This is a genomic window from Sphingomonas azotifigens NBRC 15497, assembly GCF_002091475.1.
GTDB lineage: Bacteria > Pseudomonadota > Alphaproteobacteria > Sphingomonadales > Sphingomonadaceae > Sphingomonas > Sphingomonas azotifigens.
In genome coordinates this window covers 1-22774 of the sequence record NZ_BCTR01000030.1, presented here as the reverse complement: position 1 = coordinate 22774, position 22774 = coordinate 1, and the positions used below count along the sequence as shown (strand labels likewise).

Here is a 22774-nt window from a genome sequence, read left to right as displayed (position 1 = left end):
CTCTAGGGCGACGCCCATTACAATTGGAGCCCTGAACCTTGACCAACCCCAGCTACGACGTGGTCGCGATCGGCAATGCGATCGTCGACATCCTTGCCCAGGCCGATGACGCCTTCATCGAATCGATCGGCGTGCCCAAGGGCTCGATGCAGCTGATGTTCTCGCCCGAAGAGGCCGATGCGCTCTACGCCAAGATGGGCCCGGGTCGCGAGGTTTCCGGCGGCTCGGCGGCGAATACCGTCGCCGGCATCGCCGCGCTCGGCGGCAAGGCGGCGTTCATCGGTCAGGTGGCCGACGATCAGCTCGGCACCGTCTTCGCGCACGACATCCGCGCGGCCGGCGTGCATTTCGACACGTCCGTGCGTCCGGGCCAGCCGACCTCCGCGCGCTGCCTGATCTTCGTGACGCCGGACGGCCAGCGCACGATGAACACCTTCCTCGGCGCCTCGCAGTTCCTCCCCGCGAGCGCGCTCGACGAGCAGCTGATCGCGAACGGCGCGATCCTCTATCTCGAAGGCTATCTTTGGGATCCGGAAGAGCCCCGTGCCGCGATGCGCAAGGCGATCGAGATCGCCCGCGCCGCCGGTCGCAAGGTCGCCTTCACCCTCTCCGATGTGTTCTGCATCTCGCGCCACGGCGACGATTTCCGCAAGCTGATCGAGGACGGCCTGATCGACATCCTGTTCGCCAACGAGGCCGAGCTGCTGGCGCTGTGCGCGCACGAGGAATTCGAGGCGGCGGTGCAGCACATCCATGGCAAGGTGCCGCTACTCGTCGTCACCCGCAGCGAGAAGGGGGCGATGGCCCTCCAGGGCGACGAGCGGGTGGAAGTCCCCGCCGAACCGATCAGCGCGCTGGTCGACACCACCGGCGCGGGCGACATGTTCGCCGCCGGCTTTCTCCATGGCCAGGCGCAGGGCAAGGGGCTGAAGGAATCGCTCCAGCTCGGCGCGATCTGCGCGGCGGAGATCATCCAGCATTACGGCGCCCGCGCCGAGAAGGACCTGAAGGCGCTCGCCGCCGCCAAGATCGGCTGAGGCTTTTTCGCCTAGGTCCCCCTCGCCCTTCCGCGCCTTCGGCGCTCCCTCCCTCTCCCACAGGGGGAGAGGGAAGGGGCCCGCCGCCGAAGGCGGTGGGAAGGGTGAGGGGGACAGGGACAGAAAGAAGGGCCGGAGGATCGCTCCTCCGGCCCTTTCTTTTCGTGCGTGCCGATCCCAGGATCAGGCGTCCTTATAGCCCGGCGTGTGGGCGCCGCCGATCGGCGGCACCGGCTGGGGCGGCGCGTCCGCATCCGCTTCCGGTACGTCGACCAGCCCGCGGCCGACATGGCTGCGCGAGCGGCTATAGGCGTAATAGACCACCAGGCCGACCGCGGCCCAGCCGAAGAACAGCGTGATCGTCGGGCCCGAGAGGCTTACGAACAGATAGAGGCAGCCCGCGATCGCGATCGGCGCGGTCACCATGATCGCCGGCGTGCGGAACGGGCGGTGGCGGGTCGGGTCGGTCCGGCGCAGCACCAGCACCGCGATCGACACCGCCGCGAAGGCGAACAGCGTGCCCGAGTTCGACACGTCCGCCAGCAGGCCCACCGGGAAGAACGCCGCGAACAGCGACACGAACACGCCGGTCAGGATGGTGATGACGTGCGGGGTGTGGAACTTCGGGTGCACGCGCGAGAAGAACTCGGGCAGCAGGCCGTCGCGGCTCATCACGAAGAAGATGCGGGTCTGGCCGAACATCATCATCAGGATGACCGAGGGCAGCGCGATGATCGCGGCGGCACCCACCAGCCAGCCGAGGAACGGGTGCCCGATCGAGCGCAGCGTCCAGGCCAGCGCTTCCTTCGAGCAGACCACGGCCTGCTCGGTGAGCGCCGAACAGGCCTGCGACAGCGCGGGCGTGCCCGGCGAGAGCACTTCGCCGCCCGGGCCATAGACCGGCTGCGCGCCGACCGTGCCGATCACGCCGGCGGCGACGAGCATGTAGAAGATGGTGCAGATCGCCAGGCTGCCGATCAGGCCGATCGGCATGTTGCGCTGCGGGTTCTTGGTCTCCTCGGCAGCGGTCGACACCGCGTCGAAGCCGACATAGGCGAAGAAGATCGAGGCGGCGGCGCCCGAGATGCCGGCGAAGCCGAGCGGCGCAAACGGGGTGAACTGGCCGGTCTTCAGCACAGGGATCGTCACGATCACGAACATCGCCAGCGCGAGGATCTTGATGCCGACCAGGATGGCGTTCACCGAGGCGCTTTCCTTGGTGCCCTTAACCAGCAGCGCGGTGACGATCGCGGCCACGGCCATCGCCGGCAGGTTGATCATGCCGCCGTCGAACGGCCCGCGGATCAACGCCAGCGGCACCTGGATGCCGAAATTATTCTGGATGAAGCCCATCATATAGCCGGACCAGCCGACCGACACGGCCCCCGCCGCGATCGCATATTCGAGGATCAGCGCCCAGCCGACCATCCAGGCGACCAGCTCGCCCATCACGGCGTAGCTATAGGTATAGGCGGAGCCCGAGACCGGCACCATCGCCGCCATCTCGGCATAGCACAGCGCCGCGACGGCGCAGACGAAACCGGCGATGACGAACGAGATCATCATGCCCGGCCCCGCCTTCTGCGCCGCCTCGGCGGTGAGCACGAAGATGCCGGTGCCGATCACCGCGCCGATGCCGAGCATGGTCAGCTGGAAGGCACCCAGCGAGCGGTGGAGCGATTTCTTTTCGGCTGTCGCGAGAATGGCATCGAGAGGCTTTACGCGCCCGAATATCATTGCTTGGTCCCCTATGCGGCGAGCGTCGCGCCGCCTCCCAAATTGGTAAAGGCGCGAGCCTAGTCGCAAACGCGCTCCGTGCAATCCCTTACCGCGTGCCAAGGCGAAACAATATTGCGCGGCACGCGGTCTTCAACGAGCGAGCATGGGTCCTAGCGGGCGACCGGCGAAGATATGGACATGGAGGTGCGGCACCTCTTGCCCGGCATCCACGCCAATATTGGCGAGCAGGCGATAACCCGGCTCCACCACCCCGGCCGCGCGGGCGACGGCACCCACCGCGCGAACGAAGCCGGCAATTTCCGCGTCCGAGGCATTGCCGGAAAAATCGTCCCAGCTGACATAGGCGCCGGTCGGGATCACCAGGATGTGGTGGGGCGCCTGGGGCGCGATGTCGTGGAAGGCGACGGCATAGTCGTCCTCATAGACCTTCTTCGCCGGGATCTCGCCGCGCAGGATCTTCGCGAAGACGTTCTGGTCGTCATAGGGCAGGGTAGGGTCAATCGGCATGACGGGCTCCGTGACTTAGATCCTCCCCGGTACGGGGAGGGGGACCGCGCGGCGCAGCCGCGTGGTGGAGGGGCCGCGCCGCAAGGCGCGGAACGGGCTGAGCGCGCGGGAATACCGCCGCGTGCCGCGGCGGCCCCTCCACCATGTGCTGCGCACATGGTCCCCCTCCCCGTGCCGGGGAGGAATTTGAGGGGCGCAACCTCACGCCCCCCGCGCCGCCTTTTCGGCAATCCCGGACACGCCCTCGCGCCGCGCCAGCTCGGCGCGGACGTCGTCGAGGCTCAGGCCCATATCGGCGAGCAGCACGAGCAGGTGGAAGAGCAGGTCCGCCGATTCCTTCACCAGCTCGTCGCGATCGTCCTGGATCGCGGCGATCACCGCTTCGGTGGCTTCCTCGCCCAGCTTCTGCGCGATCTTGGCGCGGCCGCGGGCGGTGAGCTTGGCGACATAGCTGGTGGCAGGGTCGCCCAGGCGGCGGTCGCGGATGGTCTGTTCGAGCGTGTCGAGAAGGTCGGCCATGGTCTCCGGCTGCGGGAGGCGTGCGGCGCTGTCAATCCTTAGGGCGCGGGATTGCGGGGCTTCCCCTATGGTCGCTGCGAGCGATTCGCGGCAGCAGGGCAGGATGACGATGGTGCAGGAACGCGAATCGGGGGCAGGGCAGGGGCGGCTCTCGCGGCCCTTGTGGCTGGTGCTGGGCTTCGTGTTCGTCGGCCTTGGCTTTATCGGCGCGCTGCTGCCGCTGATGCCGACGACGATCTTCCTGATCCTCGCCGCCGGCTGCTTCGCCCGCTCCTCGCCGCGGCTTGAGGCGTGGCTGCTCGACCATCCGCGATTCGGGCCCACGCTGGTGGCGTGGCGCGAACAGGGCGCGATCCCGCGCAAGGGCAAGGCGATGGCCTGTGCCGGCATGGCGCTCGGCTACGGCCTGTTCGCCTGGGGCGCGCGACCGGGGCCTTGGCTGGCGGTCGGGGTCGCGGCGGCGATGCTGGGGTGCGCCAGGTATGTGCTGAGCCGGCCGACGGCGGTGTAGCGCGGTGCCGGGCGCCTGCGCTGCCGATATCAGGACGGCTTGCCTTCGGTAAGCTCGACAACCTCGAACGCGTAGGACGACCAGCCGCGTTGCCTGGCGGCCTCGGCCAGCGCCGTCTTCTTGCCGGCGGCTTCCTTCGGCGACTTGCTGTGCCCCCAGAAGACCTCGGTCTTGCCGTTCTCCAGCACCGCCACGATCCGCCAGAAATGCGTTAACGGCGCGGCGGTGGGGCCGATCGTCTTCACCCAGCCGTCGGCCATGGTCGCGGTCAGGTAGCGCTTCTTCTTCGCCATGCGCTGCCGATACCGGCGACGTATGTGGCAGTCACGGCTTTATGCGGTGCTGGAGAGCGAGCGCTGTGAATCTCTGATTGTGGGTGGATTGCGGACGTCCGCATAGCGGGTCAAGATGGTGTTATGCCAACCTACATCCCAATCGAGACGGGCGTTCCTCTACGCGCGGTAGCCAGCGATCTTATTGCGTTCGAATGGAAGACAAATGGAATTGTGGCGGACTTCAAGCTGCCAGATGATCCAGCGCATGTCCTGCGCATAAGCTTCGATCGCCAATGCATCGTCAGATTGTCGGACGAGATGGCGATTAGCACGGAGGAGGAAGACACCCCCAATGAAGGTTTGGTCCCTAACCACTTTGCATACCGCCTGGAGGGCGCACGCTTTAGCCGCTTTCAGTCGGAAATGTGGAAGGAAGTCTTCGGCCCTGTAGTTCACTACCAATTCGTCACGGGATGGGGTTGCATGGATGTATTAAGTGGTGGCTTGCCCTCGTTTTCGGTTGTCGAGCGAGCCGCTTAGGGTCGGGACTTGGCCGAGAGCAGACCCAAGCACCACCTACCCCTCACCGGAATCCCCGCCGCCGCCAGCGCGGCATGCGCCTCGGCAATCGTCGCCTGGCCGAAGTGGAAGATCGACGCCGCCAGCACCGCCGAGGCATGGCCGTCGCGGATACCCGCGACCAGATCGTCCAGCCCGCCGACGCCGCCCGAGGCGACTACCGGCACCGTCACCTGGTCGGCGATGGTGCGGATCAGATCGAGGTCATAGCCGTCGCGGGTGCCGTCGCGGTCCATCGAGGTGACGAGCAACTCGCCCGCGCCCAGCTCGGCGAGGCGCAGCGCGTGCTCCATCGCGTCGATGCCCGTGGCGCGACGGCCGCCATGGGTGAACACCTCCCAGCGGCCGTCGCCCGTGCGCCGCGCGTCGACCGAGGCGACGACGCACTGGCTGCCCATGCGGTCGGCGATTTCCGCCACCACTTCCGGCCGCGACACCGCCGCGCTGTTCACCGCGACCTTGTCCGCGCCCGCCAGCAGCAGCGCGCGGGCATCCTCGACGCTGCGCACGCCGCCGCCGACGGTGAGCGGCATGAAGCACACCTCGGCGGTGCGGCGCACCACGTCGAGGATCGTGCCGCGCGCCTCGTGGCTGGCGGTGATGTCGAGGAAGCAGAGCTCGTCGGCACCCGCCGCGTCATAGGCGCGGGCCTGCTCGACCGGATCGCCGGCGTCGCGCAGCTCAACGAAGTTGACGCCCTTGACGACGCGGCCGTTCGCCACGTCGAGGCAGGGGATGACGCGGGCGCGGACGGTCATCGCCCGGCCTCGATCGCCTCGGCGAGGTCGAGCCGGCCGTCATAGAGCGCGCGGCCGGAGATCACGCCTTCGATGCCGTCCTCTACGTGCTGGCGGAGCGCATGGATGTCGTGGATGTCGGTGACGCCGCCGCTGGCGATCACCGGGATCGAGACAGCGCGGGCGAGCGCCACGGTCGCCTCGACATTGCACCCCTTGAGCAGGCCGTCGCGGCCGACATCGGTGAAGAGCAAAGCGGCGACGCCGGCATCCTCGAAGCGGCGGGCGAGATCGACCACGCTCACGTCCGACACATCGGCCCAGCCATGCGTCGCGACCATGCCGTCGCGGGCGTCGACGGCGACGACGATCTGGCCGGGATGCGCGCGGGCGGCCTCGCGGACCAGCTCCGGGTTCTCCAGCGCGGCGGTGCCGATCACGACGCGGGTGACGCCCATGTCGAGCCAGCGCCGGATCGATTCGTGGTTCCGGATGCCGCCGCCGAGCTGCACCTTGGCAGGCGTCTTCGCCAGGATGTTGGCGACCGCGAGGCCGTTGACCGATTCGCCCGCGAACGCGCCGTCGAGGTCGACGACGTGCAGCCATTCGGCGCCGGCCTCAGCGAACAGCGCGGCCTGGGCGGCGGGATCGTCGCCATACACAGTGGCGCGCGCCATGTCGCCTTCGGCCAGGCGAACGACCTGGCCGGCCTTGAGATCGATGGCGGGGAAGATGTGCAGGGTCATTGCTTCGTCCATGTCGGCGTGCCGTACGCGTTCCCCTCCCGCTTGCGGGAGGGGCTAGGGGAGGGGATGGAACCTCGCGGCGTTTCTACCACGTCAGTCCCTCCCCCGACCCCTCCCGCGAGCGGGAGGGGAGCGAAAGTCGGAAGCGTGCGCTCACGGCTTCCACGCCAGGAACCGTTCGAGCAGCGCGATGCCGTAGCGCTGGCTCTTTTCGGGGTGGAATTGCAGGCCGACGATATTGTCCCGGCCGATCGCGGCGGTCACCGGGCCGCCATGCTCGGTGGTGGCGAGCACCGCGTCGCCGTCGAATGCGAAGCTGTGGAGGAAATAGGCCTCGCCGCGCTCGATCAGCGGGTGGTCGACCGTCGGCACCACATCGTTCCAGCCCATGTGCGGCACGCGCAGCTCGGGGCCGGCGGGGAGCTGGCGGACGGTGCCGGGGATCCAGCCGAGCCCGGCATGGCTGCCGAGTTCCTCGCCGGTCGTCGCGAGCAATTGCATGCCGACGCACACGCCGAGGAACGGCACCGCGTCGCGCAGCACGCGAGTCTCCAGCGCCTCGATCATGCCGGGCAGCGCGCGCAGGCCCGACGCGCAGGCGCCGAACGCGCCGACGCCGGGCAGCACCACGCGGTCGGCGGCCAGCACTACCGCCGGGTCCGCCGTCACCGCGATGTCTGTCGCGCCCGCCGCCTTCAGCGCATTGTGCACCGAGTGGAGGTTGCCCGCGCCGTAATCGATCAGCGCGACGCTCACTGGCCGAGCGCTTCCAGCCCCGGTGCGAGGATGCTCGGGGCGACTTCGATGAAGGCATAGTCGGCCGCGCCCGCCGTGGCGAACGGATCGGTGGCGGCCCAGGCCTGCACGTCGTCGAGCGACCCACGCGCCATGAAGAAGCCGCCGGTCACCGGCACCTTGCGGCCGGCCACCAGCAGGCGGCCGTCTGCCACGCCCTGCTTGAGCCAGTCGACATGCGCGGGGCGCAACGCGTCGATCTCGGAAATGTCCACCTTGTAGGTCAGCAGCACGAGGATCATCACAGCACTCCCTTGGTCGAGGGGATGGCATCCGCCTTGCGCGGATCGATCTCCACCGCCTCGCGCAGCGCGCGGGCCAGGCCCTTGAACGCGGCTTCGGCGATATGGTGGTTGTTGCTGCCGTAGAGCGTCTCGACGTGCAGCGTCAGCCCTGCGGTCTGGGCGAAGCTGTGGAACCAGTGCTCGAACATCTCGGTATCCATCTCGCCGAGCTTCTTCTGCGAGAATGCGGTTTTCCACACGAGATAGGGGCGGCCGGAAATGTCCACGGCGACGCGGGTCAGCGTCTCGTCCATCGGCGACAGCGCGTCGGCGTAGCGGCGGATGCCCTTCTTGTCGCCCAGCGCTTTCGCAATGGCCTCGCCGATCGCGAGCCCGGTATCCTCCACCGTATGGTGCTGGTCGATATGGAGGTCGCCCACGGTCTTGATGTCCATGTCGATCAGCGAGTGCCGGCTCAGCTGCTCGAGCATGTGATCGAAGAATCCGATGCCCGTATGGATGGTATAGACGCCGGTGCCGTCGAGGTTGACGGTGACGTCGATCGAGGTTTCGCTGGTCTTCCGGCTGATCGTCGCGGTGCGCATGGAGGTGCACATAACGCGCATGGCGCTTCATGCAATCTTGACCCCAATTTTTCAGCCGCTACCCAAGGGGCATGACCGGCACCGTGCCCGATAGTTTGATTCCGTATGACGAGATCGTGCAGGAGGCGCTGCGCGCCGTCGTCGGCCGCGTTCTTGGATCGGTGGCGCAGACCGGCGGACTGCCGGGCGCGCATCATTTCTACATCACGTTCAAGACGCAGGCGCCGGGGGTCGACATCCCGCAGCGGCTGATGGAGCGGTTCCCGGACGAGATGACCATCGTCCTGCAGCACCGCTTCTGGGACCTGACGGTGGACGACCGGAAATTCTCGGTGGGGCTCAGCTTCAACCAGATCCCGTCGATCCTGACGATCCCGTTCGCGGCGATCACCGGCTTCCACGATCCGGCGGTGAATTTCGAGCTGCGCTTCCAGGCGACCGATGGTCCCGAGGGGCCCGAGCCGCACGAGCATGACGATGCCGAGAATGACGGCGCACCGGCGGCCAAGCCCGCCGAGGACGGCTCGAACGTCGTGTCGGTGGATTTCAAGCGGAAGAAGTAAGCCAAAGGCCGCAATCAAAGAGCGTTTCCTCCCCCGCCAGGGGGAGGGCAGTCGCAGACGGCAATCCCGTGCCGTCATCCCCGCGAAGGCGGGGATCCATTGGCGCTGAAGTTTCGGTTCTTTCCGCGGGCGTCCTGGCAAATGGATTCCCGCCTTCGCGGGAATGACGGCGTAATTTGTGGCGAGTGCGACCTCATCCATATGCGATCGCCCTGCCGTGGCGCGGCGGGTGGGCTGCCTCCCCAGCTCCTACAGCAGTCCCTTCCCCCGCAGGCTTACATGGCCTTCGCTGCCGATGATGATGTGATCGTGCACCGCGATGCCGAGCGGCTTGCCTGCATCGGCGATCCGGCGCGTCACGTCGATGTCGGCGCGGCTCGGGCTGGGATCGCCCGAGGGGTGGTTGTGGACCAGAATCAGCGCTGCCGAGCCCAGGTGGAGCGCGCGGGCGATGACCTGGCGCACATAGAGCGGCGCCTCGTCGATCGACCCTTCGTTCATCAGCTCGTCGCGGATCAGCATGTTGCGCGTGTTGAGGTGGAGCACGCGCACCCGTTCGATGGCGTGCGGGGCCATGTCGGCGCGCAGATAGTCGAGCAGCGCCTGCCAATTGGCGAGCACCGGCTTCTCGCGGATCCGCGCCTGGAGCAGCCGTAGGGCCGCCGCGTGCACGGCCTTGAGCGCGGCAATCTGAGTCTCCTTGATTCCTTCGACCCGCAGCATCGCCTCGGGATCGGCGGCGAGCAGGCCGGCCAGGCCGTCAAATTCCTTCAGCAATGTCTTGGCGAGCGGCTTGGTGTCCCTGCGCGGGATGGTCAGCGCCAGCAGATACTCGATGAGTTCGTGATCGAGCAGTGCCTCCGGCCCGCCCTCGAACAGGCGTTGCCGCAGCCGCGCGCGGTGGCCGCTGTTATCGGGGGTGTCGACGGACATCGCCCAGGACTATGCAGGGGCAGGGCCTCCGCCGCAATCGGGCGCTGCCTATAGGCGCTCGCCGTGGCGCAGTGCTGCGACGCCATGGACGTAAATGGCGGAATTCCGCGGATGCGAAGAAGCGGGCCGGGCACAATCCGGCAATGAAGCGCAGGATGCTGCAACGGTTGACTCGGTCGATTGGTCTTCCTAAAGCGCCCGTACGTCGCGGCCATCGGCTTGCGATGCTGTATGTCGCCCGCCCGATGCGCGGCGGCTTTTTCATATCTGGATCGCCGTGCTCGCTTTGTCTGACGACCCTATCCGTTCCGACCTCGACCGTCGCATCGCCGATGCGAAGGCGGCGGTGCGCGAGGGTCAGACGCCGGTGCGCAAGCCCGAAAAGGGCTATAAGCAGGGCTCGCGGGTGCTCGCCGAACTGATCGGCGCACCGCTGGGCGGCGGGGTGATCGGTTTCGCGCTGGACCGCTGGCTGGGAACGACCCCTTGGGCATTCCTGATCGTGCTGGCACTCAGCGTGGTCGTGGCGTTTCGCAACATCTACAAGATTTCGAAGGAGCGCGCAGAGTGAGCGCCGGCAAAATCGATCCGATGGAGCAGTTCAAGGTCGAGCCCATTCTGGGCCGGCATATCGACCTGTTCGGCTATGACATCTCCTTCACCAACTCGGCGCTGTTCATGTTCGTGGTCGCCGCGCTGCTGTTCATCTTCATGGTGGGCGGCATGCAGCGCAAGCTGATCCCGGGCAAGTGGCAGCTGATGGTGGAAGGCGCGGTCGGGTTCATCGACTCGATGGTGAATGTGAACATCGGCAAGGGCGGCAAGAAGTTCGCGCCGTACATCTTCTCGCTGTTCTTCTTCATCCTGTTCGCCAACCTGGTCGGCGTGCTGCCGCTGGCGGTGCTGCCGGGGCTGCACACCTTCGCGGTCACCAGCCACATCACCGTCACCGCGGTGCTCGCCTTCTTCTCGTTCGGCATCGTCCTCGCGGTCGGCCTGATCAAGCATGGCGTGAAGTTCTTCTCGCTGTTCGTGCCGCACGGCGCGCCGGTGTGGCTGATGCCGGTGATCGTGCCCGTCGAACTGATCTCGTTCCTGGTGCGCCCGTTCTCGCTGGGTCTGCGACTGTTCGTCGCGATGACCGCGGGGCACATCCTGCTCGAGGTGTTCGGCAGCTTCGTCGTTCAGGGCCTGAGCAGCGGCACGCCGCTGGGTGGCGTGGTCGGCGTGCTGAGCTTCGCGATGATCGTCGGCGTCAGCGCGCTCGAGCTGCTCGTCTGCGCGATCCAGGCCTATGTGTTCGCGCTGCTGACCTCGCTGTATCTCCACGACGCGGTGCACCTGCACTAAGTCGATCCGTTTCGTTCTGATTTTTTAAGATTATCTAGGGAGCTAGAAATGACTGATCTGGGTGCAATGTACATCGGTGCCGGCCTGGCTGCGATCGGTATCGGCCTCGCCGCGCTCGGCGTGGGCAACGTGTTCGGTTCGTTCCTCGAAGGCGCGCTGCGCAACCCGGGTGCCGCTGACGGCCAGCAGGGTCGCCTGTTCATCGGTTTCGCCGCGTCGGAACTGCTGGGCCTGATCGCGTTCGTCGTCGCGATCCTGATCCTCTTCGTCGTCAAGTAAGCAGAACGGAGGCCTCGGCCGATGCCGCAGTTAGATCAGATCCCGGAGATCTACGCCTCGCAGGTCTTCTGGCTCGCGATCGTATTTGCCCTGATCTACTTCGGGATCGGCAAGGCGATGGTGCCGAAGATCGAGCGGACGATGGAAGATCGCGCCGCCCGCATCAGCGGCGACCTCGCAGCAGCCGAGGCGGCGCGCGACGCCGCCAAGGCCGCGGACGAGGCCTATCAGGCGGGGCTGGACGCTGCCCGTGCCGAGGCGCTGCGGGTGACCGCCAGCGCCAAGGCGCAGGCGGCGACCGCCGCCGAAGCCAAGCTAAAGGCTGCCACCGCGGCCGATGAAGCACGGCTTGCCGACGCGACCCGCAGCATCGCCGAGCGCGAGCAGGCGGCGATCGGCGAGATCGAGGCGGCGACCGTCGAGGCCGTCGAGGCAATCGTCGCCCGCGTGTCGGGTGTCGCAGTCGATCGCGCCAGCGTCGAACAGAAGGTAAAGGCGGCGCTCGCCCATGGCTGAACAAGCTCATTCCCTGAACGCCGAGGTCGGTACCGTGGAACTCCATCACGAGCCGGCGGTGTTCGGCGTGATCACTGCGCCGGGCTTCGTGGCGATTTCGATGCTCGTCGTCGTGCTGATCATCCTGGTCAACAAGGTGCCGGGCATGATCGGCGCCATGCTCGACAAGCAGATTTCCAAGATCCGCACCCAGCTCGACGAAGCGTCGAAGCTGCGGAGCGAAGCCGAGGCGATGCTCGCCGAGGCGAAGGCCCGCACCGCGTCCGCCGATGCGGATGCCAAGGCGGTGGTCGCCAACGCCCAGGCCGAGGCTGCCGCGATGCAGGCCAAGGCCGAGGCCGACGCGGCCGAGCTGATCGCCCGCCGCACCCGCATGGCGGAAGACAAGATTGCGGCCGCCGAGCGCACCGCGATCCAGGCGATCCGCGCCAAGGCAGCCGATGCCGCCACGACCGCCGCTGCCGCGGTGATCGCGGAGAAGCACGGCGCAGAGGCCGACAAGGCGCTGGTCGACAAGACCATTGCCGGGCTGGGCCGGCTCAACTGAGCTGGCCTGCCACGCCGCCCATGCTATGGGGCGGGGATGGCGGAACGAAAATCCTATCGCTGGCTGAGCGCCGGTGCCCTGGTGGCACTGGCGCTCGCTGCGTTTGTGGCGGTGGTGGCAGTGCGCCACGCGGCGACCGATCATGCGCGTGCGACCGACGTGAAGGTCCGCGCGGACGAGACGATGCGGCGGATCGAGGCGCAGGTGGATCAGCTGGAGAACGAGGCGGGGGCGAAGTAGGCTGCCGTCCCCATTGGCGTTCCCCTCCCGCTTGCGGGAGGGGCTAGGGGAGGGGATGACGCGGCCGCTTGCCGTGGCGTCTCAGATAAAACCGCCACGCCAGTCCCTCCCCCAACCCCTCCCGCAAGCGGGAGGGGAGATTGGGTGGCATCCTTCCCTTCACACCCCTACATCGGCGGCAATGAACGACCCCAATTCCCCCGAGCGATTCAACGAGGAAAAGGCCACCTTCGCGGTCCGTGGCGCCGACGCGCCGGACCTCGAAGCCGGCGTAGCAGCCATCCGCAACGTGCTGCAGACATTGCCGATCCGTCCCGGCGTCTACCGGATGCAGGATGCCCGCGGCGACGTGCTGTACGTCGGCAAGGCGCGCGCGCTGAAGAACCGGGTGACCAACTATACCCAGGTCGCCCGCCTCTCGAAGCGGCTCCAGCGCATGGTCGCGCAGACCCGCTCGATGACGATCGTCACCACCAACAACGAGGCCGAGGCGCTGCTGCTCGAGGCGCAGCTGATCAAGCGCTACCGGCCGCCCTACAATGTGCTGCTGCGCGACGACAAGTCGTTCCCGTTCATCCTGCTGCGCCAGGACCACGACTTCGCCCGCGTCCAGCTCCATCGCGGGGCGCGGCGCGCCAAGGGCGATTATTTCGGGCCGTTCGCGGGCGCCGGGCAGGTCCGCAAGACGCTCAACGCGCTGCAGAAGCTGTTCCTGCTGCGCAGCTGCACCGACGGCTTCTTCGCCAGCCGCGACCGGCCGTGCCTGCTCTACCAGATCCGCCGCTGCTCGGCGCCCTGCGTCGGCCGGATCGACAAGGATGGCTATGCCGAACTGGTCAACGACGCGCGCGACTTTCTCCAGGGCCGTTCGACCAAGGTCCAGGCCAAGCTTGGCGAGCAGATGCAGGCCGCGGCCGAGAATTTGGATTTCGAGCTGGCCGCGATCCTGCGCGACCGGCTGAAGGCGCTCACCTTCATCCAGGGCAGCCAGGCGATAAACGCCGAGGGCGTGGGCGATGCCGACATCTTCGCGCAGGCGTGCAAGTCGGGCGTGATTGGCATCGAGGCCTTCTTCATCCGTGGCGGCCAGAATTGGGGCCATCGCAGCTTCTTTCCCAGCCACACCCAGGACGTGCCCGAGGACGAGGTGCTCGCCGCCTTTCTGATGCAGTTCTACGAGGAAGTGCCGCCCGCGCGGAACGTGTTCGTCGATCGCGAGCTGCCCGAGGCCGAGCTGCTGGCGGAGGCGATGAGCGAGCGCGCCGGGCACAAGGTGGCGCTGTCCGTCCCCCAGCGCGGTACCCGCCGCCGCCTGCTCGACCAGGCCAAGCGCAATGCCGAGGAAGCGCTCGACCGCCGCCTCGCCGAAAGCACGACGCAGGCGAAGCTGCTGCGCGAAATGGCCGACCTGTTCGACCTGCCCGAGCCGCCGAACCGCATCGAGGTCTACGACAACAGCCACATCCAGGGCACCAATGCGGTGGGCGCGATGATCGTCGCGGGGCCCGAGGGCTTCCGCAAGAGTCAGTATCGCAAGTTCAACATCAAGCGCCCCGAGACGATCGCCGGCGACGATTACGGGATGATGCGCGAGGTGCTCAGCCGCCGCTTTGCTCGCGCGCAGGATGAGGATCCGGACCGCAGCCAGGGCGACTGGCCGGATCTGGTGCTGCTCGACGGCGGCAAGGGCCAGCTCAACGCCGCCAAGGCGGTGCTGGAGGAAATGGGAATCGAGGACGTGTGCATGGTCGGCGTCGCCAAGGGGCCGCATCATGGCAGGGATGGCCGGGAAGTGTTCCACCTGATGGACGGCAGCGAGCGGATGCTGCCGGTCAACGCGCCGTTGCTCTTCTACCTCCAGCGGCTGCGCGACGAGGTCCACCGCTTCGTCATCGGCGCGCACCGCGACAAGCGCGCCAAGGCGATCGGCGCCAGCCCGCTCGACGAGGTGCCCGGCATCGGCCCGGCGCGGAAGAAGGCGCTGCTGATGCACTTCGGCACCGCGCGCGCGGTGCGCAATGCCAGCCTGGAGGATCTGCAGAAGGCGCCGGGCGTCTCGGCGGCCGTCGCCCAGCAGGTCTACGACTTCTACCACAGCCGGTGACATAAACGCTTCGTCGCGCGCGAAGGGCACTTGAGCGCGCCGCCCCATGCGCTACTCTCCCGGCGCGATCGGAAGGGGAGTTGCATGCGGGGGCGTCGAGTGTTGGTGGCCGTGTTGTTGTCCACGGCCGGGGTTGCGCATGCCGGGGACAAGCCGCTGTATCAGCCGGCACCCGGCTGGGTCCTGGCGGCGCCGGCCGTCGATGTGACCAAGCTCGACGATGCCGCGCCGGTGCTGCAGATCTTCGACCAGCAGCAGCGGCTGGAGGACGGCCAGGTCTCGGTCTATTTCGAGAGCGCGATCCGCATCGCCTCGCCGCAGATGCTCACCCAGAGCGGCACGCTGCCGCTGCAATGGGATCCCGCCAAGGGCGATCTGGTCGTCCACAAGGTGCAGATCCTGCGGGCCGGCGAGCGGGTCGACCTGCTCGCCAAGGGCGCGCGCTTCAACGTGATCCAGCGCGAGCAGAAACTGGAGCAGTTCGCGCTCGACGGCATGCTCACCGCGACGATGGCGCTGGAGGGGCTGCGCGTCGGCGATGTGGTCGACATTGCCTTCTCCATCACCCGCAAGGATCCGGTGCTCGGCAAGGACGTGATGAGCGTGGTGCCGATGGTGCCGGCGCCGACCAAGCTCGGCTTCGGGCGCGTGCGGCTGCTGTGGAAGGACGGCGTGCCGCTGGCGTGGCGCGACTATTCGGGCGGCGTGTTCGGATCGGCCGATCGGAAGGGGCCCGAGCCCAAGCTGATCGCCGGCGGCTACCGTGAGCTCACCCTGCCGCTGCCCACGCCCAAGCCGGCCGAACTGCCCGACGACGCGCCGGCGCGGTACAAGCCGCTGCCGATGCTGGAGCTGAGCAGCTATGCCGACTGGGCGGCGCTCTCGCGGGCGATGGCGCCCTTCTATCGCAGCGAGGGCGCGATCCCCGCGGGCAGCCCGCTCGCTGCCGAGGTCGCCCGGATCGCCGCGGCGAGCAACGATCCCCGCACGCGCACAGCGATGGCGCTGCGGCTGGTGCAGGATCAGGTCCGCTACCTGTTCCGCGGCATGGACAACGGCAATTACCGTCCCCAGGCGCCGGCAGACACCTGGAACCTGCGCTATGGCGACTGCAAGGCCAAGACGCTGCTGCTGGTGTCGCTGCTCCGCGCGCTGGGCATCGAGGCGGAGCCGGCGCTGGTGAGCAGCGGCTTGGGCGACCTCGTCGAATCGCGGCTGCCGTCGCCGGGCGCGTTCGACCATGTCATCGTCCGCGCGACGGTGGCCGGCAAGACGTTGTGGCTGGACGGCACCCAGGGCGGCTCGCGCGTCGAGGATCTGGACGACGTGCCGCCGTTCCGCACCGCGTTGCCGATCCGCGCGGGGGGCGCCGGGCTGGAGGCGATGCCGATGCGCCCGCCGGCGCGGCCGGCGCAGCAGGTGTCGGTGACGCTCGATGCCACCGCCGGCGTCGAGTTCCCGCAGCTCTACACCATCCGTATCGTCTATAGCGGCGCGATGGCCGAGGCGCTGCGCGGCGCCCGCTCGCAGATCGACAAGGACAAGCTCGCCGAGTTCCTCGATCCGCAGATCTCGGCGGTGCTCGGCACGCACAGCACCTACGACCAGAAGATGGAGGACGACGCGGCCGGCGGGACGGTGACGCTGACCGCGGCGGGCGTCGCCTATCAGGACTGGAACTATGATCGCGGCCGCCTGCGCCAGACGCTGGACACCACCGCCCAGGGGCTGACCTTCGCGCCCAACCGCGCGCGGCCTGCCTGGCGGACGATCCCGGCGGTCAACGGGCAGGTGAGCGACGTGTGGGTGGAGCGCCGCTGGCAGCTGGCCGATGGCGGCAACGGCTATACGCTGGAGGGGCAGCAGACGCTGCCGGCGACGCTGGCGGGCATGCAGCTTTCCCGCAAGGTGACGCTGGGGGACGGCTGGCTGTCGTTGCAGGATCGGACGACCACGGGGCTGCAGGAGGTGCCGGCCGCACAGATCCCGGCGGCACGCGCGGAGGTGGCGCGGGTGAAGGCCAATCCGCTGCGGCTGGTCGCCCCGGCGGACCGTCCGGCGCGCTGGGTCGCGCTTGCCGCGGCGCGATCGAACCCGCGGCTCAAGCCGATCTTCGACGCCTATGCCAAGGCCATCGCCGTCAAGCCCGACGACGCCGACGGCTATACCAACCGCGCCTGGTTCTACGAGACCCTGTACGATCGGCAGGGGGCGATCGCTGATCTCAGCAAGGCGATCGAGCTGGCGCCGACCGCCGATACGCTGATGCGCCGCGCCCGCGCCTATTACGCGCTGCGGCAGGACGACAAGGCGCTGGCCGATGTGCAGGCGGCGCTGGAGCTGGAGCCCGAATCGGACGATGCCACCGGCTTCCTCGCGACGCTGACGCGCGACCAGGGCAAGATGGACGAGGCACGCGGCCTGATCCAGGCACGCATCGACCAGGGCGGCGAGAAGAAGCTCGGCTGGCAGACCACGCTGGCCGACCTGCTCGCCGAAGGCGGGCAGGTGAGCGCCGCCGTGGCAGTGCTGGACGAGGCGATCGCCGCCGCGCCGGGCAATGCCGCGCTGCTCAACAGCCGCTGCTGGATCCGCGCCACGCACAATCTGGCGATCGACCAGGCCCTGAAGGATTGCACCAGCGGCGTAGAGCTCAGCCGCAGCTCGGCCGCGGTGCTCGACAGCCGGGCCATGGTCTATTTCCGGATGGGGCGGCTGGATGCGGCGCTGACCGATCTCGACGCGGCGCTGCTCGACAGCCCCGAACAGGCGGCGAGCCTGTACATGCGCGGCGTGATCGGCCGGCGGACCAAGGCCAAGGACGCCGATGCCTATCTCGCGGCGGCCCGGATGATCGAGCCGCGGATCGACGAGCGTTTCGGCCGCTACGGCATCAAGCCGTGAGAATAGGCGCCGTGCCGGCCGGGGCGGCGAAAGTCTCGTCCCGGTGCGATGCGCAGCGTGACAAAAAATGAAAACGAAATGAAGATGCTGGCACGGGCTTTGTTCAAACACCGGCCCGTGCCATCTGTGGGCGGGCGGAGTCGCGGGGCTCCGGAACTTTAGGCGAGGATTGCCGATGTCGCGTGTGGCGTTCATGGGATTGTTGCTCTCCACCGTTGCCGCCGTGGCGCATGCCGGGGACAAGCCGCTGGTCCAGCCGGTGCCCGATTGGGTGAAGCTGGCACCGGTGCCCGATACCCGTGCGCTGACCGACGACTCGCCGCTGATGCTGGTCAGCGACGTGCAGGCGCGGCTGGGGGACGGCGGCAGCTGGACCTATGTCGAACGCGCGACGCGGCTGGCGACGATCCAGTCGGTATCGCAGGCCGGCACGATCAAGATCGACTGGCAGCCGGCGCATGGCGACCTGATCGTCCACGGCGTCGACATCCTGCGCGACGGCCAGCGGATCGATGCGCTGAAGGGGCATGCCTTCACCGTGATCCAGCGCGAGGCCGGGCTGGAAAAGATGATGCTCGACGGCCAGCTCACCGCGACGCTGGCGGTGGAGGGGCTGCGGCCGGGCGACGTGCTCGACCTGCGCTATTCGCTCACCAACAAGGATCCGGCGCTGGCGGGCAACAGCAGCGCCGGCGGCCCGATCCTCTCCGAGCCGATCAAGATCGGCTTCGCACGCACCCGCTTCCTGTGGCCGAGCAGCGCCAAGGTGGGCTGGAAGGCCTATCCGGTCGGTGCGGTGCCCAAGGAGGCGGACAGCGGCGGCTGGCACGAGCTGGTGTTCGCGCAGCCCTTGCCGCGCCAGCCCGATGCCGCGCCCGGCGCGCCGGGCCGGTTCGCGCGGCCGCCCTTTGTCGAGGCCTCCACCTTCGCCGACTGGGCGAGCGTGTCGCGCGTGTTCGCGCCGCTCTACCGCACCGAGGGGCTGATCCCGGCCGGCAGCCCGCTCGCCGCCGAGGTGGCCAAGATCGCGGCGGCGGAGAAGGATCCGCGCCGCCGCGTCGCCGCCGCGCTGGCGCTGGTGCAGGGCAAGGTGCGCTATCTCTATCGCGGCATGGAGAACGGCAATCTGGTGCCGCAGGCGCCGGCGCAGACGCTCGCGCTCGGCTATGGCGACTGCAAGGCCAAGACGCTGCTGCTGCTGGCGCTGCTCCACGCATTGGGGATCAGCGCCGAGCCGGCGCTGGCCAATCTCGGGGCAGGGGATCTGGTCTCGGCGCGGCTGCCCTCGGCGGCGGCGTTCAACCATATCTTCGTGCTCGCCAAGCTGGGCGACGAGACGCTGTGGCTGGACGGTACCGCTACCGGCACCCGGCTGGAGGATCTGGGCGACGTGCTGCCGTTCCACTGGGTGCTGCCGCTGCGCGCCGAGGGGGCGAGCCTGCTCGCGGTGCCGGACCGGGCGCCGGCGCGGTTCAACACCATCGCCACGCTCGACCAGGATCTGCGCGGCGGCATCAACATTCCGGCGCCGTTCGATGCCGAGGTGACGCTGCGCGGCGGCACCGCGGTGGCGATGCGCTCGCTGCTCGGCATGCTGCCCAAGCAGGACCAACGCATCCTGCTGCAACGCTTTTTGCCCGGCGGCATGGCCGAGACGATGCTGACCGACGCGAACGTACGCTTCGACGACAGCGTCGGCACCGCGACGATCACGCTGCGCGGCATTGCGACGCAGCGCTGGGGCTATGGCGATCTGCGCTATCGCACCCAGCTGCCGATCGGCCATCTGCCGGACCTGCCCGATCGTTCGCGGGCGATCTGGAAGGACGTGCCGGTCGATACCGGCGAGCCGTCGCGCACCCGCACCACGATCCGGCTGCGGCTGCCCGAGGGCGGCAAGGACATGGCGCTGGACGGCGCGACGGCGTTCGACCAGCCGCTGCCGGGCGGGCGCCGGCTGAGCGGCAAGGCGAGCCTCGCCGGCGACCTGCTGACGCTCGATACCGAACAGGCGCAGACCGGCGGCGAGATCGCGGCGGCCGATCTGCCGGCGGCGCGGATGGCGCTCGCCGAGTTCCGTAACCGCCGGATCAGCGTGCGCACCGCGCCGCGCTATCCCGCGCCCTGGCACGGCGTGGACGCGACCAAGCGCGCGCATCGTTATGACGAGGTGCTGGCGCGCTATGCGAGCTTCATCGCCGAGCGGCCCGAAGAGGCCGCCCGCTATGTCGCGCGCGGCTATTTCCTGACGCTGATCTTCGAGCGGCAAAAGGCGCTTGCCGATTTCGACAAGGCGATCGCGCTCGATGCCAAGCCGGACACGCTGTTCCGCCGCGCCGCGGTGCGGGAGGCGCTGGGCGACCGCGCCGGCGCGATCCAGGACCTGCAGGCCGCGCAGGCCGCCGCGCCGGGCAACACGCCCGTGCTCGCCCGGCTGACGATGCTGCTCGCCGAAGACGGTCGCAAGGACGAGGCGCTCGCGCTGCTCGACCCGCGGATCGCCGAGGGCGGCGAGAATCTGCCCGACATGCTTTCTGCCAAGGCGACTGCGCTGGCGCGCGCCGGCGACAAGGACGGCGCCCTGGCCACGATCGACCGCGCCATCGCGGACAAGCCCGGCAATGGCCGGCTGCTCAACAATCGCTGCTGGCTGCAGGGCACGCTGAACCTGCAGCTGGAGGCGGCGCTGAAGGATTGCACCCGCGCGATCGAGCTGAGCGACCAGATCGCCGCGACCGCGCTCGACAGCCGTGCCCTGGTCTATTTCCGCCAGAACCGCCTCGACGAGGCGATGGCGGACCTCAACGCCGCGCTCGAGCAGCGGCCCACCGCGTCGGGCACCTTGTTCCTGCGCGGGGTGGTGGAAGCGCGGCAGGGCAAGAAGCGCGAGGCAGGCGCCGATCTCGCCGATGCCCGGCTGCTCGATCCGCAGGTGGATGCCAATTACGCCCGCTACGGCATCAAGCCCTAGCTTTGCCATTTCTTCACCCCGGCTGGGCTAGGCCGGTGCGCGACGGTCCCCTGTTTCCGGGGCGACAGCGAGACGCCCCGGCATGCCCACCACTGTATTCCTGACCATCGATACCGAGCTGATGTGGCGCCACCACGTCGCCGGTCTCGATCTGTCGGAGATCGTGGCGCGCTCGTTCGAGCCCGCCGGGGTGGGAGTGGGCTGGCAACTGGAGCGGCTGGCGGCGTTCGGGCTGAAGGCCTGTTTCTTCGTCGATCCAATGCCGGCGCTGGTCCACGGCATCGCGCCGATCGCCGAGGTGGTGCGCGCGATCCGCGCCGCGGGGCAGGAAGTGCAGCTGCACCTCCACCCGAACTGGACCGGCGCCAGCGCCACCGATCGCGCGCGCATGCCGGCGCGGTTCGATCTGGTCGATTACGACGCCGAGGAGCAGCACGCGCTGATCCGGCGGGCACGCGCGCTGCTGATCGAGGCGGGCGCGGCCCCGCCGATCGCGTTTCGCGGCGGCAGCTATGCCGCGAACGACACGACGCTGGCGGCGCTGGCGGCAGAGGGCTTCGTCTATGATTCGAGCCACAACGGCTCCGATCATCCTTGGCCGAGCGCGATCGGCCTGTCGCCGCGCCAGATCGCGCCGGTGCTGCACCAGGGACTGATCGAGGTGCCGGTGACGCTGATCGATGCCGGCCCTCAGCTGCGGCACTTCCAGATCTGCGCGCTGTCGGTGCGCGAGATGCAGGCGGCGCTGCGCCACGCGGTGCGCCATCGCCATGCGGCGGTGACGATCATCAGCCACGGCTTCGAACTGGCGAACCGCGCCGGCACGCGGGCGAACGCCATCCATGTCCGCCGCTTCGAGGCGCTGTGCCGCATGCTCGCGGCGCGGCGCGAGGTGCTGCCGACCGCCCATTTCGCCGACCGGCCGCTGCTGCCGCTGCACCAGGACGATGCGCCGCTCGGCCCCAGCACATTGCGCACCCGGCTGCGGCAGGCCGAGCAGCTCTGGTCGAACCTGGTCGAGGAGCGGGCGGGGTGAGCCTGGCGCGGCCGGTGCCGCTGCGCTTCATGGTCGGCGCGCGGACGATCGTGTCGGTGGAGCGGCGGCTGGTGCGGGTGCCGCTGACCCTGGCCGAGGCGCGGGCGGGAGCGTGCCCGGCGCTACCGCCGCTGCCCGCCGAGGCGCAGGGCTATCTCGTGACCTCGCTGCCGGAAGCCGCGTGCGGTCCCTTGCTCGGGGGCGGCATGCTGGGGCTGGTGCGGCAACGCTACACGCGCTTCCATGTCGATCTGTCGATCGGGTTCGAGGCGTGGTTCGCCGGGCTCTCGGCCAACACGCGGCAAGGGCTGCGGCGCAAGGCGAAGCGGATCGGCGGCGAGGTGCGGCGATACCGGACCCCGGCGGAGATGGAGGCCTTCTATCCGCTTGCCCGGGCGCTGTCGGCGCGGACGTATCAGGAGCGGTTGCTAGGCGCTGGCTTGCCCGAGGATCCGGCGGGACTGCAGCGGCTGGCGGCGGCGGATGCGGTGCGGGCCTGGCTGCTGCTGGTGGAGGAGCAGCCCGTGGCTTATCTCTGCTGCCCGGCGGTCGGGGACACGCTGATCTACGCCCATGTCGGGCACGATCCGGCATTCGCCCCCGTGTCGCCCGGCGCCGTGCTCCAGCTCGAAGCGCTGCGCGACCTGTTCGCGGAAGCGCGCTTCGCCTGGTTCGACTTCACCGAAGGCGAGGGGCAGCATAAGCGGCAGATGGCGAGCGGCGGCGTCGCCTGCGTCGACCTGCTGCTGTTGCGGCCGACGCTGGCCAATCGGCTGCTGATCGCCGCGCTCGCGGGGTTCGACGGCGGCGTGGCGCTGGCCAAGCGCGTGGTGCGAGGGTTGGGCGCGGAGCGGGTCGCCAGGCGGCTGCGGCGCGGGCGGATCCTGCAACTCCCTCTTTCGCAGAGGAAGGGGAGCTCAAGCGGGAAGGGGGCTCAATCGGAGGGCGGCCGAAAGCCGTATTCTCCCCCGCCAGGGGGAGGTGGCAGGCCGAAGGCCTGACGGAGGGGGAGGAAGCACGCCGGCCCGAGAGGTTCTGGCATCCTCCCCCCCCCCC

General features: G+C 68.7%; 25 protein-coding genes. 15 read left to right on the top strand and 10 right to left on the bottom strand.

Translation table 11 applies throughout. The features are described 5' to 3' along the window. The first annotated feature begins 38 nt into the window (after positions 1 to 38). Positions 39 to 1037, top strand: coding sequence for an adenosine kinase (locus SAZ01S_RS12120; protein ID WP_084582529.1), 999 nt, complete (start codon positions 39 to 41; stop codon positions 1035 to 1037). Between the two features lie 183 nt (positions 1038 to 1220). On the opposite strand, the gene SAZ01S_RS12115 is transcribed toward SAZ01S_RS12120, so the two are convergent. The 3 genes from SAZ01S_RS12115 to SAZ01S_RS12105 all read right to left on the bottom strand — a co-directional run bounded on the left by SAZ01S_RS12115 (position 1221) and on the right by SAZ01S_RS12105 (position 3803). Further along, positions 1221 to 2774: an amino acid permease gene (locus tag SAZ01S_RS12115; RefSeq protein ID WP_084582528.1), complete on the bottom strand. Its 1554-nt coding sequence runs from the start codon at positions 2772 to 2774 to the stop codon at positions 1221 to 1223. 132 nt (positions 2775 to 2906) lie between these two features. Continuing rightward, on the bottom strand, positions 2907 to 3284 hold the full coding sequence (locus SAZ01S_RS12110) for an HIT domain-containing protein (protein WP_084582527.1): 378 nt from the start codon (positions 3282 to 3284) through the stop codon (positions 2907 to 2909). A 201-nt stretch (positions 3285 to 3485) separates the two neighbouring features. Further along, entirely contained in the window at positions 3486 to 3803 is a 318-nt protein-coding gene (locus tag SAZ01S_RS12105; RefSeq protein WP_084582526.1) for a phosphoribosyl-ATP diphosphatase, read from the bottom strand. A 109-nt stretch (positions 3804 to 3912) separates the two neighbouring features. Between SAZ01S_RS12105 and SAZ01S_RS12100 the strand changes: the two genes are divergently transcribed. Beyond that, positions 3913 to 4314 carry a YbaN family protein gene (locus SAZ01S_RS12100; RefSeq protein ID WP_084582547.1) on the top strand — a complete coding sequence of 134 codons (402 nt, stop codon included), beginning with the start codon at positions 3913 to 3915 and terminating at the stop codon, positions 4312 to 4314. A gap of 29 nt (positions 4315 to 4343) precedes the next feature. Here SAZ01S_RS12100 and SAZ01S_RS12095 read toward each other — a convergent pair whose 3' ends face one another. Further along, positions 4344 to 4607 (bottom strand): hypothetical protein, encoded by a 264-nt coding sequence (locus SAZ01S_RS12095; RefSeq protein WP_084582525.1) that lies wholly within the window; start codon positions 4605 to 4607, stop codon positions 4344 to 4346. Between the two features lie 123 nt (positions 4608 to 4730). Between SAZ01S_RS12095 and SAZ01S_RS12090 the strand changes: the two genes are divergently transcribed. Further along, positions 4731 to 5129 (top strand): hypothetical protein, encoded by a 399-nt coding sequence (locus SAZ01S_RS12090; protein WP_218018070.1) that lies wholly within the window; start codon positions 4731 to 4733, stop codon positions 5127 to 5129. On the opposite strand, the gene hisF is transcribed toward SAZ01S_RS12090, so the two are convergent. From hisF to hisB, 5 genes are all read right to left on the bottom strand, one after another. Further along, on the bottom strand, positions 5126 to 5926 hold the full coding sequence (gene hisF / locus SAZ01S_RS12085; RefSeq protein WP_084582524.1) for an imidazole glycerol phosphate synthase subunit HisF: 801 nt from the start codon (positions 5924 to 5926) through the stop codon (positions 5126 to 5128). The genes SAZ01S_RS12090 and hisF overlap by 4 nt on opposite strands. Further along, positions 5923 to 6651 carry a 1-(5-phosphoribosyl)-5-[(5-phosphoribosylamino)methylideneamino]imidazole-4-carboxamide isomerase gene (hisA, locus tag SAZ01S_RS12080; RefSeq protein ID WP_084582545.1) on the bottom strand — a complete coding sequence of 243 codons (729 nt, stop codon included), beginning with the start codon at positions 6649 to 6651 and terminating at the stop codon, positions 5923 to 5925. Before hisA ends, hisF begins: the two co-directional genes overlap by 4 nt. Before the next feature lie 153 nt (positions 6652 to 6804). Then, positions 6805 to 7407, bottom strand: a complete 603-nt coding sequence (hisH, locus tag SAZ01S_RS12075) for an imidazole glycerol phosphate synthase subunit HisH (RefSeq protein ID WP_084582523.1) — start codon at positions 7405 to 7407, stop codon at positions 6805 to 6807. Beyond that, complete coding sequence (locus SAZ01S_RS12070; RefSeq protein ID WP_084582522.1) at positions 7404 to 7688, bottom strand: YciI family protein; 285 nt, start codon at positions 7686 to 7688, stop codon at positions 7404 to 7406. The genes hisH and SAZ01S_RS12070 overlap by 4 nt, the downstream gene beginning before the upstream one ends. Next, positions 7688 to 8275, bottom strand: coding sequence for an imidazoleglycerol-phosphate dehydratase HisB (gene hisB / locus SAZ01S_RS12065; RefSeq protein WP_084582521.1), 588 nt, complete (start codon positions 8273 to 8275; stop codon positions 7688 to 7690). Before hisB ends, SAZ01S_RS12070 begins: the two co-directional genes overlap by 1 nt. A gap of 71 nt (positions 8276 to 8346) precedes the next feature. Here hisB and SAZ01S_RS12060 point away from each other — a divergent pair, with 71 nt between their 5' ends. Beyond that, positions 8347 to 8838, top strand: a complete 492-nt coding sequence (locus SAZ01S_RS12060) for an SspB family protein (RefSeq protein ID WP_084582520.1) — start codon at positions 8347 to 8349, stop codon at positions 8836 to 8838. Between the two features lie 249 nt (positions 8839 to 9087). On the opposite strand, the gene radC is transcribed toward SAZ01S_RS12060, so the two are convergent. Continuing rightward, positions 9088 to 9771 carry a RadC family protein gene (radC, locus tag SAZ01S_RS12055; protein ID WP_084582519.1) on the bottom strand — a complete coding sequence of 228 codons (684 nt, stop codon included), beginning with the start codon at positions 9769 to 9771 and terminating at the stop codon, positions 9088 to 9090. A gap of 277 nt (positions 9772 to 10048) precedes the next feature. Here radC and SAZ01S_RS12050 point away from each other — a divergent pair, with 277 nt between their 5' ends. From SAZ01S_RS12050 to SAZ01S_RS12000, 11 genes are all read left to right on the top strand, one after another. After that, complete coding sequence (locus SAZ01S_RS12050; RefSeq protein ID WP_439951223.1) at positions 10049 to 10342, top strand: AtpZ/AtpI family protein; 294 nt, start codon at positions 10049 to 10051, stop codon at positions 10340 to 10342. Continuing rightward, complete coding sequence (locus SAZ01S_RS12045; RefSeq protein ID WP_084582517.1) at positions 10339 to 11121, top strand: F0F1 ATP synthase subunit A; 783 nt, start codon at positions 10339 to 10341, stop codon at positions 11119 to 11121. The genes SAZ01S_RS12050 and SAZ01S_RS12045 overlap by 4 nt, the downstream gene beginning before the upstream one ends. A 66-nt stretch (positions 11122 to 11187) precedes the next feature. Continuing rightward, positions 11188 to 11400 (top strand): F0F1 ATP synthase subunit C, encoded by a 213-nt coding sequence (locus SAZ01S_RS12040; protein WP_010544368.1) that lies wholly within the window; start codon positions 11188 to 11190, stop codon positions 11398 to 11400. Between the two features lie 21 nt (positions 11401 to 11421). After that, a complete protein-coding gene (locus SAZ01S_RS12035; protein ID WP_084582516.1) occupies positions 11422 to 11916 on the top strand; it encodes a F0F1 ATP synthase subunit B family protein in 495 nt (164 codons plus the stop codon). Beyond that, a complete protein-coding gene (locus tag SAZ01S_RS12030) occupies positions 11909 to 12463 on the top strand; it encodes a F0F1 ATP synthase subunit B family protein (RefSeq protein ID WP_084582515.1) in 555 nt (184 codons plus the stop codon). Before SAZ01S_RS12035 ends, SAZ01S_RS12030 begins: the two co-directional genes overlap by 8 nt. Before the next feature lie 36 nt (positions 12464 to 12499). After that, positions 12500 to 12703 (top strand): hypothetical protein, encoded by a 204-nt coding sequence (locus SAZ01S_RS12025; protein ID WP_084582514.1) that lies wholly within the window; start codon positions 12500 to 12502, stop codon positions 12701 to 12703. 181 nt (positions 12704 to 12884) lie between these two features. Beyond that, a complete protein-coding gene (gene uvrC, locus SAZ01S_RS12020) occupies positions 12885 to 14807 on the top strand; it encodes an excinuclease ABC subunit UvrC (protein WP_084582513.1) in 1923 nt (640 codons plus the stop codon). A 105-nt stretch (positions 14808 to 14912) separates the two neighbouring features. Further along, positions 14913 to 17711 carry a DUF3857 domain-containing protein gene (locus SAZ01S_RS12015; protein WP_245824797.1) on the top strand — a complete coding sequence of 933 codons (2799 nt, stop codon included), beginning with the start codon at positions 14913 to 14915 and terminating at the stop codon, positions 17709 to 17711. A 175-nt stretch (positions 17712 to 17886) separates the two neighbouring features. Further along, the gene (locus SAZ01S_RS12010; protein WP_084582511.1) at positions 17887 to 20682 is read left to right on the top strand and encodes a DUF3857 domain-containing protein; all 2796 of its coding nucleotides are present in this window, start codon (positions 17887 to 17889) and stop codon (positions 20680 to 20682) included. Positions 20683 to 20764: 82 nt separating this feature from the next. After that, positions 20765 to 21718 carry a polysaccharide deacetylase family protein gene (locus SAZ01S_RS12005; RefSeq protein ID WP_084582510.1) on the top strand — a complete coding sequence of 318 codons (954 nt, stop codon included), beginning with the start codon at positions 20765 to 20767 and terminating at the stop codon, positions 21716 to 21718. After that, entirely contained in the window at positions 21715 to 22719 is a 1005-nt protein-coding gene (locus SAZ01S_RS12000; protein WP_174596111.1) for a GNAT family N-acetyltransferase, read from the top strand. The genes SAZ01S_RS12005 and SAZ01S_RS12000 overlap by 4 nt, the downstream gene beginning before the upstream one ends. The last annotated feature ends 55 nt before the right edge of the window (positions 22720 to 22774 follow it).